Genomic DNA, 14418 nt, shown 5'->3' with positions numbered 1-14418 from the left:
TACGGAATGTAAATTTTATTTACCCCCATCTTTATATTTTTGAGACATGAACAAAGAGTCCATAATATTAGTTTTAAGTTGCTTGGGAGTTGTTCAAGCTCTTTTTCTTTGCGGATATCTGTTCACACTTAAAAAAGGCAATAGAAAGGCCAACATATTCCTGGCATTTGTCATTTTGGGACTCACCATCCGCATTGGCAAATCTGTACTCAATGTTTATTTGGATTTAACTCCTTGGCAAAGGAACTTGGGCTTATCAGGCATTTTATTGACTGGTCCTTTCTTGTGGTTCTATGGAAAGTTGTTGCTCACTGAACAAAAAAGATTCAGCAACAAAAATTATTTCCATATCATTCCTTTTATCCTGTTTGCCATAGGTTGCTATCTTATTCCAAATACAGGAAATTCAATCTCCTATGCCATTTATATAACGGTGTTTTTCCATTTGGCAATTTACATTGGTCTATCTTTCAACATCCTGAATAAATACCAAACCAAAGTGCACCCACAGCGGGCCACATGGTATAAAAATCTTAGCATAGGTGTTACTCTTATTTGGTTATTTTACATGGGCAACCTTGCAGGTCTCTTTTCTTTATACATTGGTGGAGCCCTCTTTTTTTCATTGCTTATTTATGCTTTTTCTTTTTTATTTCTTCAAAAGCATGCATTTAGATTGGGGAAGTACAATACCTCAACTTTGGACAAGTCTTCTTCAGAGGAGTTAATGGATGGGATAAGACATCTTTTTATCAAGGAAGAAGTTTTTTTGGATAATTCCATTTCACTTGAATCCATTGCGGAAAAATTAAGTGTTCCTCCCAGAAAACTTTCCCAATGCATTAATGAAAATGAACAAAAGAATTTTTCCGATTTTGTGAATGGGTACCGGATAGAAAAAGCGAAAGCAATGTTATCCGACCCAAAATATGCTCAAGAAAAAATTATTGCTGTTGCCTATGATTGTGGTTTTGGCAACGTAACATCTTTCAATTTGGCGTTCAAGGCAAAAACACAACTAACCCCTTCACAATTCCGAAATAAATCCAAAAACCAATAGTTTTCGTTTTAAAAATCATGATTTTTAAAGCTTAGGATACTGAAATTTTCATCATTTGCATCAAAGTAAAATCATGATGAACAAATTGATGCTTTCTTTGACAGTTGTTTTGATGGGTTGCTCCCAAGGTCAAAAATCTTCCAAACAACATAGCAATTTACCTTCTTTTCCGTCCAAAAAAATCATACTGGAAGGACTTAATCACCCCTGGAGTATCGCTTTCTTATCCAATAAAGAAGCATTGATTTCTGAAAAGGATGGCAATTTGTTGAGGGTTGATCTTCAATCAAAAGAAAAATATATCATAAAAGGGTTTCCAACGGATTTAACGGATAGTATTCGTGTCATACATTTTGGTGACAACTCTGGAATTTTCGAGGTTTTGATAGACCCGCATTTTGAAACAGAGCCATGGATTTATATGAGTTATGCCGCTAAAAAGAAAGGGGTGGGCACAACCACCAAAGTGGTACGGGCAAAATTGGAAAATGACTCACTTGTTAATCATGAAACGCTGATTGAAGCTGAACCTTATACTCGGGAATATTTTCATTATGGAGGTGGAATGGTATTTGGCCCAGATGGAAAAATCTATGTGACCATTGGGGAACGATTGTTTTGGGAAAGGGATGAGCCAGAGATTCCTATCGCCCAAGATGTAAAAGATAAAAGAGGAAAAATCTATCGAATCAATCCAGATGGTAGTATCCCAGATGATAACCCTGACTTTGGAAAAGAGGCAGTCCCCGGGCTTTATGGCATGGGAATTAGAGCCGCCCAAGGAATAACCGTTCAGCCAGAAACCAATAAAATTTGGTTTAGCGAACACGGCACCATTCAAGGGGATGAAATCAACATTTTGGAGGCAAGAGCCAACTATGGTTGGCCCAATGTTACCTCCGGAAAACTAAGAAGTTCGGATTACAAACCACCCAAATTGGATGGTGTGAGTTTTACACCTCCTGTTTGGTTCTGGCATCATACCGTAGCTCCAACCGGACTTACATTTTATACTGGGGATGAATTCCCTCAATGGAAAAACAACCTGATCGTACCAGGACTTTCACGGGGCAGTTTGTGGAGATTTCGAATAGAAGATGAAACGATTAAAAGTGCCGAAGAATTATTCTTGGATGACCGGGTCCGTATTCGCAAGGCCAGGCAAAGCCCTGATGGAAAGCTCTATATCCTTACGGATGAAGATAATGGCAAACTCATTCAAATAAAACCTCAATACTAAATTCAAAACAAATATGCGTACACTAGTTCTAACACTTGCTTTTTTATTTTCCATGTTAATCGTAACTGCACAATCCGAAGAAAATGCGATTCGGAAAACCATTCAAAAATATCTGGACGGGTCTTCATATAATAATTTGGAATTAATCACTTCCGCTTTTTACACAGAAGCGGATTTATTTCTCTCCAAAAAAGATCAGGAGCTTTGGGTGCTCTCACCGGAAGAATATGCCAATCTTTTTAAGAATAGGAAGAAAGGAAAGTTCAATGGAAGGGTTGGAAAAATACTGAATGTTGATTATGCCAATAATATTGCCAGTGCCAAGGCTGAAATTGCTATCCCTTTAAAAAACCTTTTGTTCATTGATATTTTTCTATTGAAAAAATTGGAAGGTGAATGGAAAATTATAAGCAAAGCTGCTACCTCTATAAACCCTTAAAAGGGTTTACACATCTGGAATCAGTTTGGTTTTGATTTCTCTCCAGAGATAAAAACCGGTTACAATGGTAGCCAATACATCGGCAATGGGAAAAGAGAGCCAAACGCCCAGTTCGCCCATAAAATTTGGGAGTATTAGAATCAATGGGATAAAAAAGAATCCCTGTCTGGTCAAGGTCAATAACAAAGCTGGAATAGCTTTTCCAACAGCTTGAAAGTATGCCGCTCCAATAAGCTGTAAAGCAATAATTGGGGTGGCTGCAAACACCAATCGCATAGCCATAGGAGCATGCTCCATTACAAAAGCGTTGGCAACAAGTTCTTCAGGTGGCAAATCTGGTCTGTTACTCAAAAACAAAGCTGTAAAAAAGTCCGGAAACACCATGAGTACAACAAACACTAGCGAAGCCACAAAGGCTGCATATTTTATGGCGGTATAAATGGACTCCTTTACTCGATCATACTTTATCGCTCCGTAATTGAATCCCGCAATGGGCAAAAAGCCCTGGGTAACACCAAAAATAGGGAAGAAGGCAAACATCAACATCCTTCCAATGATAGCATATACGGCGACCATGGCCTCTCCTCCCAAATTGAACAATATATTGTTCATGAGCAGATAGGTAATGCTGGTAACAGCCTGTCTTGCTAGTGTAACAAAACCGAGAGCGCCAATTTCCTGTAGGATGGGCATGCTAAGACCAAAATGGGGAAGACCAATCTTCAGTTCAGAATTTTTGGAAAGAAAAAAATATAGGATATATCCAAAGCATAATAAATATCCGGCCGTGGTTGCCCAAGCAGCTCCGTGCATTCCCCAATCAAAAACATAGATAAAGAGGTAATCCAAAAATAGATTTCCAACGGATGGGATAATCATGGCCACCATGGCAAACTTTGGTTTTCCCTCTGCCCTAATCACCGTGTTGCCCATCATACAGAGTGCCAAAAATGGAACTCCATATAGAATGATGGTATAGTAGGTTTTGGCCGGGTCAAAAATTGCACCTTTACCTCCAAATGCCGGAATAAGATCGTTTACAAAGTAAAGTCCCAACGCTACCATAGCAGTGGTTATGATAAACGTTAGGGTTATTTGGTTTCCAAAGGTTTTAAGTGCTTTTTCCTTATCTCCTGAACCCAATGCGCGGGAAACAATACTTGATCCGCCAATTCCAATGGCCATCCCCAAAGCAGCAATAAAAAATGAAACAGGGAGTACCACATTAATAGCAGCTATGGCAATGGAACCAATCCAATTTCCCACAAAAATGGAATCGACCAAAACGTTCAGGGACATGACCAAAATGCCTATCGATGCAGGTACGGCTTGCTTGATCAGTAATTTACCGATAGGTTCAATCCCTAATTGATCTGAAGATACTTTTGCCACAGATTTTACGACATGATATTGTATCTGTCATATCGAGCGCAGTCGAGATATTGGCAGAATTTATTACTATTAATAGGTCTCGTCCTTCGACGGGCTCAGGATGACGCTCGACCTAACATTTTTTTACACTGGCAACGTTTCCTTGGATTGCCATTCGTTAACCCATTTGGCCATCAAGGAAACCCAAGCATCATTATCATTAAGGCAAGGAATATGAATGTAGTCTTCACCACCCGCTTCTTTGAACTGCTCTTTACCTTCCATGGCAATTTCTTCCAAAGTTTCCAAACAATCACTCACAAAAGCTGGTGTAATCACAACCAATTTTTTCTTCCCCTCTTTGGCCAATCTTTCAAACTCAAAATCAGTAAATGGTTTTAACCATGGGTCATTGGGCAATCTGGATTGAAAAGAAATACTGGTTTTGTCTTCTGGCAATCCTAAAAATGCTTTTACCTTTTCGGTGGTATTAAAACATTGATGTCTATAACAGGTATGATGGGCCACAGAATTGGTTATGCAACAGCTATTGTCAATTTTACAATGAAACTTCGTCGGGTCCGACTTACGAATGTGCCTCTCAGGAATTCCGTGATAGGAAAATAGAATATGATCGTATTCAAAATCTTTTAATCCCTCTGCAATACTTTCTGATAACACTTTTATATAATCAGTGTTACCATAAAAAGCCGGCAAGGTTGTTACATGCATTTCAGGAAAATGTACTGCCTGTTCTTCCATCGTTTTTACCACAACGGTCTCAAAAGAACTCATGGCATATTGCGGATATAATGGAACCAACAATACTTCATCCACTCCTTTATCTTTCAATTCCTGAAGTGCTTTTTTTATGGTCATGGAACCGTAACGCATGCCAAGCGCCACTGGCATATCTGTTTGTTTGCGCACCTTTTCCGCAAATCGTTCCGAAATTACAATTAGTGGTGAACCTTCGTCCCACCATATTTTGGAATATGCTTCGGCCGATTTTTTAGGTCTAGTTTGCAAAATAATACCTCTTACTATAATGTTTCGAAGCCATTTTGGGGTATCTATGACACGTTCATCCATCAGGAATTCATCCAAATAGGGTTTTACATCTTTTGCTGTTGGACTGTCCGGGGAACCTAAATTGACCAATAGTACTCCTTTCATAGCACTGAGGATAGTTTTGTTATTAGAAGCGATAAAAATACTACTTGAAGATGATTTAACATTTGATTCTTCCAATTTGTTTCCTTATAATTCCATAGATAATCCTAATTTCGAAGGACAAATCAGTATGCTTATGCTTCCAAGAATTCTTTATTGTTTTTTTCTGGCGTTTTCCATTACGGGCACGGCGCAAATCACCTGCACTCCTAAAGATTCTTCTCTTTTCAATTCTAAAATGATGGAGCTAAGCCACATTGAAGCTCAAAATTTGGGGGATAGCCTAGTATTTGTAGGAAAGTCTTTTTTGGATATTCCTTATGTTGAAAAAACCTTGGAAGTAGGTGATACGGAAACCTTGGTTGTCAATCTTAGCGGATTGGACTGCACCACTTTTGTAGAGAACGTTCTGGCATTCACTTCCATGCTCAAAAAAGAACAAGCCGATTTTGGGAATTTTGTAAAAAATTTAGAAACCATACGGTATAGAAATGGCGTTTTGGATGGATATCCTTCTCGATTGCACTACTTTACAGATTGGATTCGAAATAATGAACAAAAAAGATTGGTCAGAGATATTACCTCAGAACTAGGTGGCAGGGAACATAAAAAAGCCATCAATTTTATGGGTACACATCGTAATTTGTATCCATTTTTAGAACAGGACAAAAACTATAATTCCATACTGAAATCTGAGGCTGAATTGGCCAAAGAAAGTCTTTGTATTCTGGCGCAGGATGAAATTGAGTCAAATGAGCATTTAATCCAATCGGGTGATATCATTGCTTTGGCAACTTCTATAAAAGGGCTGGATGTTACACACACCGGAATTGCCATTCGTGAGGCTGATGGAAGGATTCATTTACTGCATGCATCCATTTCAGGTTCAGTAAGAATCACCAAAGAGCCCTTAGTGGATTATCTCAAAAAAATAAAAAGCAATATTGGGATTATAGTAGCAAGGCCAACCTTACTTTCTTCCTAGACACCATTCAATGGCACCTAGTAAATGCTGTTTGAAGTCAGGATCATCATAAGAAGCTTCAGTATGTCCTAATCCTGTATAAAAAGCCCTGCCCCCATCAAACTCATGATACCATGCTATAGGATGATTATCTCCGTTGGTTCCCCCTTTATACGTTGACTCATCCAATTTCATGAGCACTTTAACCTTAGGGTTAAGGTTTTTAAAGTTGTACCATTCATCAAAGTGCAGCCATTCATTTTTTAAATGAACTGTTGAAGGATGGGTTTTGTCCACCACATCAATTTTGGCCTGTTGTTGTTCTGGATGACTTTCAAAATATCCGCCGACCAATTTGCCATACCATGGCCAATCATATTCTGTGTCGGCTGCCGCATGAATCCCCAAAAAGCTTCCGTCGTTTTTAATGTATCCTTCAAAAGCCCTCTGCTGTTGGTCATTGAGAACATCCATTGTGGTACTCAAAAAAATCACCAGTTTGAAATTTTTCAAGTTTTGAGGATTAAAGTCTTCAGCTGTTTCGGTTTGCAGGGCAATGAAACCATTGGTTCTACCCAATTGTCGTAACGTCCGAGCTCCTTTTTCAATGGCTTTATGTCGATATCCTTCGGTTTTGGTAAATACCAATACTAAATCGGGCATTTTTGCTCCTTCTTGAATATTAATTGGCTCCTGGGCATTGGCAATCAAAGCAAAACAAAAAGTTATCAGGGAAATTTTTATCGACCGCATCGTTTGTTATTAAGCGCTTGAAGTTAAATATTTTTTGGGTGTGGTGCCATATTTCTTTTTAAAAGAAGCGATAAAATGGCTTGCCGTGCTATATCCAACTTTTAAGCCCACTTCGTTCACGTTATGGTTTCCAGTTTCCAACATTTTTCGAGCATATTCCATTTTGTAATCGAACAAAAATCCATAAACCGAGTCCCCATATATCTGTTTAAAGCCCTCTTTCAGTTTCTTCAGGCTCAATCCAATTTCTTGTGAAAGTTCTGACAAAGTGGGCGGTTCGGACATACGGGAAATCATAATTTCCTTGGCCATTCTGATTCGCCTTACATTGTCCTCATCTGCCAAAAAGGGGCACTGCTCCAAATCGGCATCCGGAGTTTTGTTGAAATACAATGAAATCAGCTCGTATATTTTTCCCTTTACGTAAAGTTCTTTTATGGAGGGATGTAGGCTATAATTCATTACTTGACTCAGCACCACAGCAATTGTAGGGGTCACCACTTCCTGCGAATAGTACTTTTTCTCCTTGTTATCATCGCTCAAGAAAGGAATGTAATCGGCTTCCGAAGAGAAAAGGGAGTGAAACTTTCGGATGGTCATTATCACGGACAGCAACCATGAATTGGGTGAAACCAAAAGATTAAGCGGTAAATCTTTTTGGGTATTGTAAAGCAAAAGTGAGTTTTCCTCGGAAACTTCAAGCTGGTAATTGCCCTGATTAAACTGAAACTGTCCCCGTCCCTTTAAACAAAAATGAAACTGGATAAAAGTGCTGTCAATCTCACGTTCAACAACGGCAGATTCTTCGCTATCGTTCTGAATCTTAAGCACATAAAATCCATCTTCTATTAAAATTTCCTCATATGAACCTTTGGCGACATTTTTCATACAATTTTTTAGTCAAAAGAATTGAAATATTCTATTTGTAACGATTCTAAATTAGATATTCTATTATCAAAAGTATCAATAAATGCAATGTTTTTGAAACTTTTTGAGCAAAAATGCATCTAAAAGTACAGGAGCAGTTATTTATAGTTCCTCTAGCGTTATTTTTTAAGTAATAGTGCTATTATTTTTGTGACCGACTTTAAATCCTTTATGAGGAATTATAATATTTCAAAACATAGTTCTTTTTATGCCGTTGGCCTCAGTTATAAAAAAGCTGATGCGGAAGTTCGTGGAAAGTTTAGTTTGGATGTTCCTGCCATAGATAGAATCATAATTCAAGCTAAAGAGCAGGGCATTGATGGTCTTCTGGCAATTTCTACTTGTAACCGTACCGAACTTTATGGTTTTGCCCAACACCCTTTTCAGCTGATAAAAATGCTCTGCGATGAAACTAGGGGTAGTGTTGAGGAATTTCAAGAGGTGGCCTACGTTTACAAAAACCATGATGCCATCTCCCATATGTTTAAGGTGGGTACCGGCCTCGACAGTCAAATTTTGGGGGATTTTGAAATCATCAGCCAGATAAAACAAGGTTTTTATCGTGCCAAAAAACACGAAATGGCAAATCCGTTTTTGGAACGCCTTTGCAATTCTGTAATTCAGGCAAGTAAGCGCATCAAAAATGAAACAGAATTGTCAACTGGTGCTACCTCCGTTGCCTTTGCTTCAGTAAAATATATTTTGGACAATGTTTCAGCCATTTCTGAAAAGAACATTTTGCTTTTTGGAACAGGAAAAATTGGAAGAAATACTTGTGAGAATCTAGTGAAGCATTCCAACAATTCCCACATAACGCTCATAAACAGAACACGGGAAAAAGCTGAAGATGTGGCCGGCAAATTTCACCTTACCGTAAAAGATTATGGTGACCTTCAAGCGGAAATAAGAAAAGCGGATATTCTTGTCGTAGCTACGGGCGCACAATTGCCTACAGTTTCCAAAGCGCTGATCTATTCCAAAAAACCGTTGTTGATCTTGGATCTTTCAGTTCCCAAAAATGTTTCGGATGATGTATTGGAACTGGACAATGTTTCTTTGGTACACTTGGATCAGCTTTCCAGAATAACCGATGACACTTTGGCCAAAAGAAAGGAATTTGTTCCCAAAGCCGAAGCAATCATCGAGCAAGTGAAAAAGGATTTCCTTAAATGGTTGGAAACTAGAAAATTTGCTCCGGTCATCAATGCCTTGAAACAAAAATTGAAGACGATGAAGGCTGAGGAAATTGATTTTCAGTCTAAAAAGTTATCCGATTTCAATGAAGACCAAGCTGAGGTAATTTCCGAACGAATTATTCAAAAAATCACCAAACAATTTGCAAACCACTTGAAAAGTTCAGAAGTCGATACAGAAGATAGTTTGGCACTTATCCAAAAAGTGTTTCAGTTAGAAATCGATTCCCAATGAGCAAAATCATAAGAATTGGTACCCGTGATAGCGAATTGGCTTTGTGGCAAGCGCATACAGTTCAGCACAAATTGGAAGAATTAGGTTATGACACCACTTTGATTCCTATAAAATCTACTGGAGACCAAGTCTTGGATAAACCACTTTACGAGCTTGGTATTACTGGAATCTTTACCAAAACATTGGATGTTGCCATGCTTAAAGGGCAAATTGATATTGCCGTACACTCCATGAAAGATGTGCCCACGCAATTGCCAAAGGGCATTGTTCAGGTTGCAGTTCTGGAACGTGCCATTACCAATGATATTCTTGTGCACAAGGGGGCGGATTTTCTAGAAGCGGAAGAACCTTCAACGATTGCTACGGGAAGCTTGCGCCGAAAGGCCCAGTGGTTACATAAATATCCTCATCATCAAGTGGTGGATTTAAGGGGAAACGTAAATACCCGTCTTTTAAAGCTAATTGAGAACGATTGGAGCGGAGCCATTTTTGCCCAAGCTGGATTACAGCGGATAAAACTACTTCCAAAGGATGCTTTGATACTCGACTGGATGGTTCCAGCACCTGCACAAGGTGCCATGGTCGTTGTTGCTCAACAAAGCGATGATTTTTCAAAAGAGGCTTTGCACAAACTGAATCATTCTGATTCTGAAATTGCCACGGGCATTGAACGGGAATTTTTAAGAACCCTTGAAGGCGGTTGCACCGCACCCATTGGAGCCTTAGCTCAAATTAAAGATCAAAAGGTTTATTTTGAAGGCGTCTTGTTTTCACTGGATGGGAAAGAAAAAATCGGTGTTGAAAAAAATATTCCACTATCTAAAGCCAAAGGTTTTGGACAAGCTTGTGCCAAAGAAGTTTTAGAAAAAGGTGGAGATAAATTGATGGAAGCCCTACGCAATGAAAACAGTGCTATCCACTAAAATAGAGGAAGATAGTTCCCTCTCCCCGGGGAGAGGGCTAGGGTGAGGGGAAATGAATAAGAAAATCCAAATAGCAAGATTACTTAGAAAAGAACAGACCAAAGCAGAAAAGAAGCTTTGGCGTTATCTGCGAAATAGGAATTTTGAAAATCTAAAATTCAGGAGGCAACATCCTTTAAAAGAATATATTGTTGATTTCTTTTGTGAAGAATATGGTATTGTTATCGAATTGGATGGCGAATATCATAACGAAATCAACCAAGCTAAAAAAGATGAACTGAGGGACTTGCACCTAACGGAATTGGGATATATTGTTATAAGGTTTGAAAACAAAGTGGTTTTTGAACAAGTTGATGTATTATTTCAGGCAATTGAAAATGCCAAAAAAAAGCAACATGAATTTTCAATAGCAAGGAAACAACAATTGAAAAAAAGAAGCAACATTCGTAAAAACCACCTCTCCCCAACCCTCTCCTCTAGTAGAGGGAGCAAAACAGTGCTATCCACTAAAATACTCACCCCTTCCCAAAAAGAATTGTTACTGAATTCCGGAATTGGTTTTGTGGAGTACAACGCTCTAGAATTTGAATTTTTAGATATTGCTATTCCGCCGGATTATTCAAATTTGATTTTCACTAGCAAAAATGCTGTAAAGGCATTTCTTCGACAATCTGATGATTCTAATGTTTTGAACTTCCATGCTTATTGCGTTGGAGAAAAGACCAAATCGTTTTTAGAAGAAAAAGGCTTAAAAGTGGTTAAAATGGCACAAAATGCATCAGAATTAGGTCATTTTATAGTCAAAAACCACAGAAATGAGCGTTTTATATTTTTATCCGGAAACCAAAGAAGACTAGAGTTACCAGAATTGTTAGAAAAAAATAACATTCGGTATAAAGAAGTCCAAGTCTACAACACCCATCTAAGACCTAAAAAATTCAATAGGGTTTTTGATGGAGTTCTTTTCTTCAGCCCCAGTGGTATTCGAAGCTGCCTGCAGGAAAACGAAATTGGCAATAGTTGGGCCTTTTGTATTGGGGCAACCACATCTCTTGAAGCTAAAAAACATACCAGTCAAATTATAATAGCTAACAAGCCAACCGTTGAAAATGTGTTGGTGCAAGTCATAAAACATTTCAAACAACATGATTAAAAACGACTTATTCCTGAGGGCCCTAAAGGGTGAAACTGTGGACAGACCACCGGTATGGATGATGCGTCAAGCTGGACGTTATCTTCCCGAGTTTATGGCGCTAAAAGATAAATATGATTTCTTTACCCGTTGCCAAACTCCTGACCTGGCCTCCGAAATCACGGTTCAGCCCATCCGTAGATATGGAATGGATGCCGCCATTTTGTTCAGCGATATTTTGGTGATTCCCCAAGCCATGGACATCGAAGTACAAATGAAACCGAACTTTGGTCCCTATTTGCCCAACCCAATCCGTTCAGCAAAGGATTTGGAAAAGGTTGTTGTTCCAGACATTCAAGAATCTTTGGGTTATGTTCTGGATGCAATCACCCAAACCAAGGAAAAATTGGAAGATGAAATTCCATTGATAGGTTTTGCCGGGTCTCCATGGACCATTTTATGTTACTGTGTTGAAGGTCAGGGAAGCAAAAGTTTCGATAAGGCCAGAGGGTTTTGTTTCACACAACCTGAGGCTGCGCATCAGTTGCTTCAAAAAATAACAGATACGACCATTGCCTATTTAAAAGCTAAAGTAAAGGCAGGTGTCAATGCTGTTCAGGTATTTGATTCTTGGGGAGGAATGCTTTCACCGCAAGATTACCAGGAATTTTCATGGAAATACATTCAACAAATTGTTGATGCCCTAAAAGACGAAGCGCCTATAATCGTGTTCGGAAAAGGATGTTGGTTTGCCCTAAGAGAGATGGCTCAATCGGGAGCTTCTGCAGTTGGTGTAGATTGGACCTGTTCTCCAAAAAATGCGCGCTATTTAACGGGCGGAAACATTACTTTACAAGGAAATTTTGACCCTGCAAGGTTGTTATCTCCTCCTTCAGTAATCAAAAAAATGGTCGCCCAAATGATTCGCGAATTTGGAAAGGATAAATATGTTGTAAACTTGGGGCATGGGATTCTTCCACACATTCCTTTAGAAAATGCAAAAGCATTTATTGATGCGGTAAAAGAATACAAAGAATAAATTTTAGTGGTATTAATGCAAATCGAATTCGACAACTACAGCATAAGCCCCACCCAAGAAAAAGATGCTTGGCGCATGTGCGACTTTGTGGTTTCCAATGAAGAAAGGCTCAAAAATTATTTTCCCAAAACCCTTGAACAAAACCTCAACCCAACACTATCGCAACTATTTGTCTCTAAAATGGTCAAAAAATCCATAGCTCGTGAGGAATTTCTTTTTGTTATAAAAGAAAATACCAATAGGACTATAATTGGGTTTATTTATGTAAAAGAACTAGATAAAGAGAAAAAAATAGGTGAATTGGCGTATTGCATGGGCTACCAATATGAGGGAAAAAGAATAATGACCGCCAGTATTAAAAATTTAGTTCCTTGGTGTTTTGATGATGCTAAACTACAAACTCTTCAAATCATAGTGCACAACAGTAATATAGGTAGTAAAAAGGTTGCGGAGAACAATGGGTTTCAATGGAAACAAACTTTGTTGGAAGAGCACACCACTGGCGATGGTGAAGTTTTGGACATGGAATTGTATGAACTCCATAATCCTGCCTTGCAATCATGAATGTTCTAAAAACACTCAAAAGGATTAGTTTAAAAAGTTTTTGGACCTTGGCTAAGCTATGTTTAAGGTTTCCGTTTTTTATTTTTCCAACCTTATCTTCCACCAAGCAATGTATGTCAACCTCAACTGAAATTTATGGCAGATTACATTACAAAAACGGGCCTGCCAATGCATTTAGACATGCTTTTTGGAACTATCTGATTGCAAAAAAGTGTTTCCGTTGGCGAAATAATATGGATGTCGTTTTGGTTTGGGTCGAGAAAATTACCAATTGGCATGAAAATGCGTTTCCCAATCGGGAGTTGGCCAAAAAGATGGATTTACATAACAATAAAATAGGTAGAGCAATTTTCCAAGAACATTTTTCAAAATTAGAAAGTCAAGTGATTGATGTTTTAAGGGAGATGACCTCAAACGCTATTAAAATAGATGTTGAAACAGATTTTACTTTAGTAAAAAACCAATTGGTTTATATAATTGAAGATGAATGAAAGATAAATTTTACAGCTACATACTGCAGCTTCAAGATACCATAACAGATAAATTGGAAGAAGTAGATGGCTTGGCCAAATTCCAACAGGATTTATGGAACAGACCTGAAGGTGGTGGCGGTAGAACACGTGTCATTGAAAATGGGGCAGTATTTGAAAAAGGCGGAGTCAACATTTCAGCGGTCCATGGAGCACTTCCACAAAGTATGCAAAACTATTTTGGTGTAAAAGATGCTGATTTCTTTGCTTGTGGGCTAAGTTTAGTCATTCACCCAAAAAATCCAATGGTACCCACCATCCATGCCAACTGGCGTTATTTTGAAATGTATGACAAGGAGGGGAATATTGTAGATCAATGGTTTGGAGGAGGTCAGGATTTGACTCCCTACTATCTTTTTGAAGAAGATGCAAAACACTTTCATTTCGTTTGCAAAACGGCCTGTGATGCACATAATCCGGAGTTTTATCAGAACTATAAAAAACGCTGCGATGAATATTTTTGGAATAGTCATAGAGATGAAGCCAGAGGTTTAGGTGGACTATTTTTTGATTATTGCAAAGCAACCGAATCAACCTCCATGGAAGATTGGTACAACTTTGTCACCGAAGTTGGAAACAGCTTTTTGGAAGCATATATACCAATCGTTCTGAAAAGAAAAGAACTTCCCTACAGCCAAAAACAAAGGGATTGGCAAGAAATTAGACGTGGTAGGTACGTTGAATTCAATTTGGTTCACGACAAGGGTACATTGTTCGGATTAAAGACCAACGGACGTATTGAAAGTATCTTAATGAGCCTTCCGCCACATGTGCAGTGGCACTATAATCATCATCCTGAAGAAGGAAGCGATGAGGAAAAATTGATTCAAGTATTGCAACAACCCAAGGATTGGGTTTAATCCGTAGTTTTGTTA

15 protein-coding genes are annotated in these 14418 nt (G+C 38.5%); 11 read left to right on the top strand and 4 right to left on the bottom strand.

Features of this window, described 5'->3' with window-relative positions:
• Nucleotides 1-46 precede the first annotated feature (46 nt).
• The 3 genes from CRO15_RS04095 to CRO15_RS04085 all read left to right on the top strand — a co-directional run bounded on the left by CRO15_RS04095 (nt 47) and on the right by CRO15_RS04085 (nt 2739).
• Nucleotides 47-1060, top strand: a complete 1014-nt coding sequence (locus CRO15_RS04095) for a helix-turn-helix domain-containing protein (protein ID WP_097044489.1) — start codon at nt 47-49, stop codon at nt 1058-1060.
• Between the two features lie 73 nt (nt 1061-1133).
• On the top strand, nt 1134-2300 hold the full coding sequence (locus CRO15_RS04090; RefSeq protein WP_097044488.1) for a PQQ-dependent sugar dehydrogenase: 1167 nt from the start codon (nt 1134-1136) through the stop codon (nt 2298-2300).
• Between the two features lie 13 nt (nt 2301-2313).
• Complete coding sequence (locus tag CRO15_RS04085) at nt 2314-2739, top strand: nuclear transport factor 2 family protein (protein ID WP_097044487.1); 426 nt, start codon at nt 2314-2316, stop codon at nt 2737-2739.
• Nucleotides 2740-2745: 6 nt separating this feature from the next.
• Here CRO15_RS04085 and CRO15_RS04080 read toward each other — a convergent pair whose 3' ends face one another.
• Both CRO15_RS04080 and hemH read right to left on the bottom strand, forming a co-directional pair.
• Nucleotides 2746-4131, bottom strand: coding sequence for an MATE family efflux transporter (locus CRO15_RS04080; RefSeq protein ID WP_097044486.1), 1386 nt, complete (start codon nt 4129-4131; stop codon nt 2746-2748).
• 123 nt (nt 4132-4254) lie between these two features.
• Complete coding sequence (gene hemH, locus CRO15_RS04075) at nt 4255-5286, bottom strand: ferrochelatase (protein ID WP_097044485.1); 1032 nt, start codon at nt 5284-5286, stop codon at nt 4255-4257.
• A gap of 133 nt (nt 5287-5419) precedes the next feature.
• Between hemH and CRO15_RS04070 the strand changes: the two genes are divergently transcribed.
• A complete protein-coding gene (locus CRO15_RS04070; RefSeq protein ID WP_097044840.1) occupies nt 5420-6268 on the top strand; it encodes an N-acetylmuramoyl-L-alanine amidase-like domain-containing protein in 849 nt (282 codons plus the stop codon).
• On the opposite strand, the gene CRO15_RS04065 is transcribed toward CRO15_RS04070, so the two are convergent.
• Both CRO15_RS04065 and CRO15_RS04060 read right to left on the bottom strand, forming a co-directional pair.
• The gene (locus tag CRO15_RS04065) at nt 6254-7000 is read right to left on the bottom strand and encodes a ThuA domain-containing protein (protein ID WP_097044484.1); all 747 of its coding nucleotides are present in this window, start codon (nt 6998-7000) and stop codon (nt 6254-6256) included. The genes CRO15_RS04070 and CRO15_RS04065 overlap by 15 nt on opposite strands.
• A gap of 9 nt (nt 7001-7009) precedes the next feature.
• Nucleotides 7010-7888: an AraC family transcriptional regulator gene (locus CRO15_RS04060; protein ID WP_097044483.1), complete on the bottom strand. Its 879-nt coding sequence runs from the start codon at nt 7886-7888 to the stop codon at nt 7010-7012.
• 210 nt (nt 7889-8098) lie between these two features.
• Here CRO15_RS04060 and hemA point away from each other — a divergent pair, with 210 nt between their 5' ends.
• From hemA to hemF, 7 genes are read left to right on the top strand one after another with little or no spacing between them, the layout of a single operon-like run.
• Nucleotides 8099-9355, top strand: coding sequence for a glutamyl-tRNA reductase (hemA, locus tag CRO15_RS04055; RefSeq protein WP_097044482.1), 1257 nt, complete (start codon nt 8099-8101; stop codon nt 9353-9355).
• On the top strand, nt 9352-10278 hold the full coding sequence (hemC, locus tag CRO15_RS04050; RefSeq protein ID WP_097044481.1) for a hydroxymethylbilane synthase: 927 nt from the start codon (nt 9352-9354) through the stop codon (nt 10276-10278). The genes hemA and hemC overlap by 4 nt, the downstream gene beginning before the upstream one ends.
• 52 nt (nt 10279-10330) lie before the next feature.
• The gene (locus tag CRO15_RS04045; RefSeq protein ID WP_097044480.1) at nt 10331-11431 is read left to right on the top strand and encodes a uroporphyrinogen-III synthase; all 1101 of its coding nucleotides are present in this window, start codon (nt 10331-10333) and stop codon (nt 11429-11431) included.
• Nucleotides 11424-12449, top strand: a complete 1026-nt coding sequence (gene hemE / locus CRO15_RS04040) for a uroporphyrinogen decarboxylase (RefSeq protein ID WP_097044479.1) — start codon at nt 11424-11426, stop codon at nt 12447-12449. The genes CRO15_RS04045 and hemE overlap by 8 nt, the downstream gene beginning before the upstream one ends.
• Nucleotides 12450-12464: 15 nt before the next feature.
• On the top strand, nt 12465-13013 hold the full coding sequence (locus tag CRO15_RS04035) for a GNAT family N-acetyltransferase (RefSeq protein ID WP_097044478.1): 549 nt from the start codon (nt 12465-12467) through the stop codon (nt 13011-13013).
• The gene (locus tag CRO15_RS04030) at nt 13010-13504 is read left to right on the top strand and encodes a DUF6973 domain-containing protein (RefSeq protein ID WP_097044477.1); all 495 of its coding nucleotides are present in this window, start codon (nt 13010-13012) and stop codon (nt 13502-13504) included. Before CRO15_RS04035 ends, CRO15_RS04030 begins: the two co-directional genes overlap by 4 nt.
• A complete protein-coding gene (gene hemF, locus CRO15_RS04025) occupies nt 13501-14403 on the top strand; it encodes an oxygen-dependent coproporphyrinogen oxidase (protein WP_097044476.1) in 903 nt (300 codons plus the stop codon). The genes CRO15_RS04030 and hemF overlap by 4 nt, the downstream gene beginning before the upstream one ends.
• Nucleotides 14404-14418 lie beyond the last annotated feature (15 nt).

This window comes from Flagellimonas pacifica (assembly GCF_900215465.1).
GTDB lineage: Bacteria > Bacteroidota > Bacteroidia > Flavobacteriales > Flavobacteriaceae > Flagellimonas > Flagellimonas pacifica.
The sequence above is the reverse complement of the archived record's forward strand: the minus strand, read 5'-3'. Positions and strand labels throughout refer to the sequence as shown.

What these genes read in the sequence shown, in the direction of transcription:
- CRO15_RS04095 (WP_097044489.1), top strand. Translation starts at nt 47, where the DNA reads ATGAACAAAGAGTCCATAATATTAGTTTTAAGTTGCTTGGGAGTTGTT.
- CRO15_RS04090 (WP_097044488.1), top strand. Translation starts at nt 1,134, where the DNA reads ATGATGAACAAATTGATGCTTTCTTTGACAGTTGTTTTGATGGGTTGC.
- CRO15_RS04085 (WP_097044487.1), top strand. Translation starts at nt 2,314, where the DNA reads ATGCGTACACTAGTTCTAACACTTGCTTTTTTATTTTCCATGTTAATC.
- hemH (WP_097044485.1), bottom strand. Translation starts at nt 5,286, where the DNA reads ATGAAAGGAGTACTATTGGTCAATTTAGGTTCCCCGGACAGTCCAACA.
- CRO15_RS04070 (WP_097044840.1), top strand. Translation starts at nt 5,420, where the DNA reads ATGCTTCCAAGAATTCTTTATTGTTTTTTTCTGGCGTTTTCCATTACG.
- CRO15_RS04065 (WP_097044484.1), bottom strand. Translation starts at nt 7,000, where the DNA reads ATGCGGTCGATAAAAATTTCCCTGATAACTTTTTGTTTTGCTTTGATT.
- CRO15_RS04060 (WP_097044483.1), bottom strand. Translation starts at nt 7,888, where the DNA reads ATGAAAAATGTCGCCAAAGGTTCATATGAGGAAATTTTAATAGAAGAT.
- hemA (WP_097044482.1), top strand. Translation starts at nt 8,099, where the DNA reads ATGAGGAATTATAATATTTCAAAACATAGTTCTTTTTATGCCGTTGGC.
- hemC (WP_097044481.1), top strand. Translation starts at nt 9,352, where the DNA reads ATGAGCAAAATCATAAGAATTGGTACCCGTGATAGCGAATTGGCTTTG.
- CRO15_RS04045 (WP_097044480.1), top strand. Translation starts at nt 10,331, where the DNA reads ATGAATAAGAAAATCCAAATAGCAAGATTACTTAGAAAAGAACAGACC.
- hemE (WP_097044479.1), top strand. Translation starts at nt 11,424, where the DNA reads ATGATTAAAAACGACTTATTCCTGAGGGCCCTAAAGGGTGAAACTGTG.
- CRO15_RS04035 (WP_097044478.1), top strand. Translation starts at nt 12,465, where the DNA reads ATGCAAATCGAATTCGACAACTACAGCATAAGCCCCACCCAAGAAAAA.
- CRO15_RS04030 (WP_097044477.1), top strand. Translation starts at nt 13,010, where the DNA reads ATGAATGTTCTAAAAACACTCAAAAGGATTAGTTTAAAAAGTTTTTGG.
- hemF (WP_097044476.1), top strand. Translation starts at nt 13,501, where the DNA reads ATGAAAGATAAATTTTACAGCTACATACTGCAGCTTCAAGATACCATA.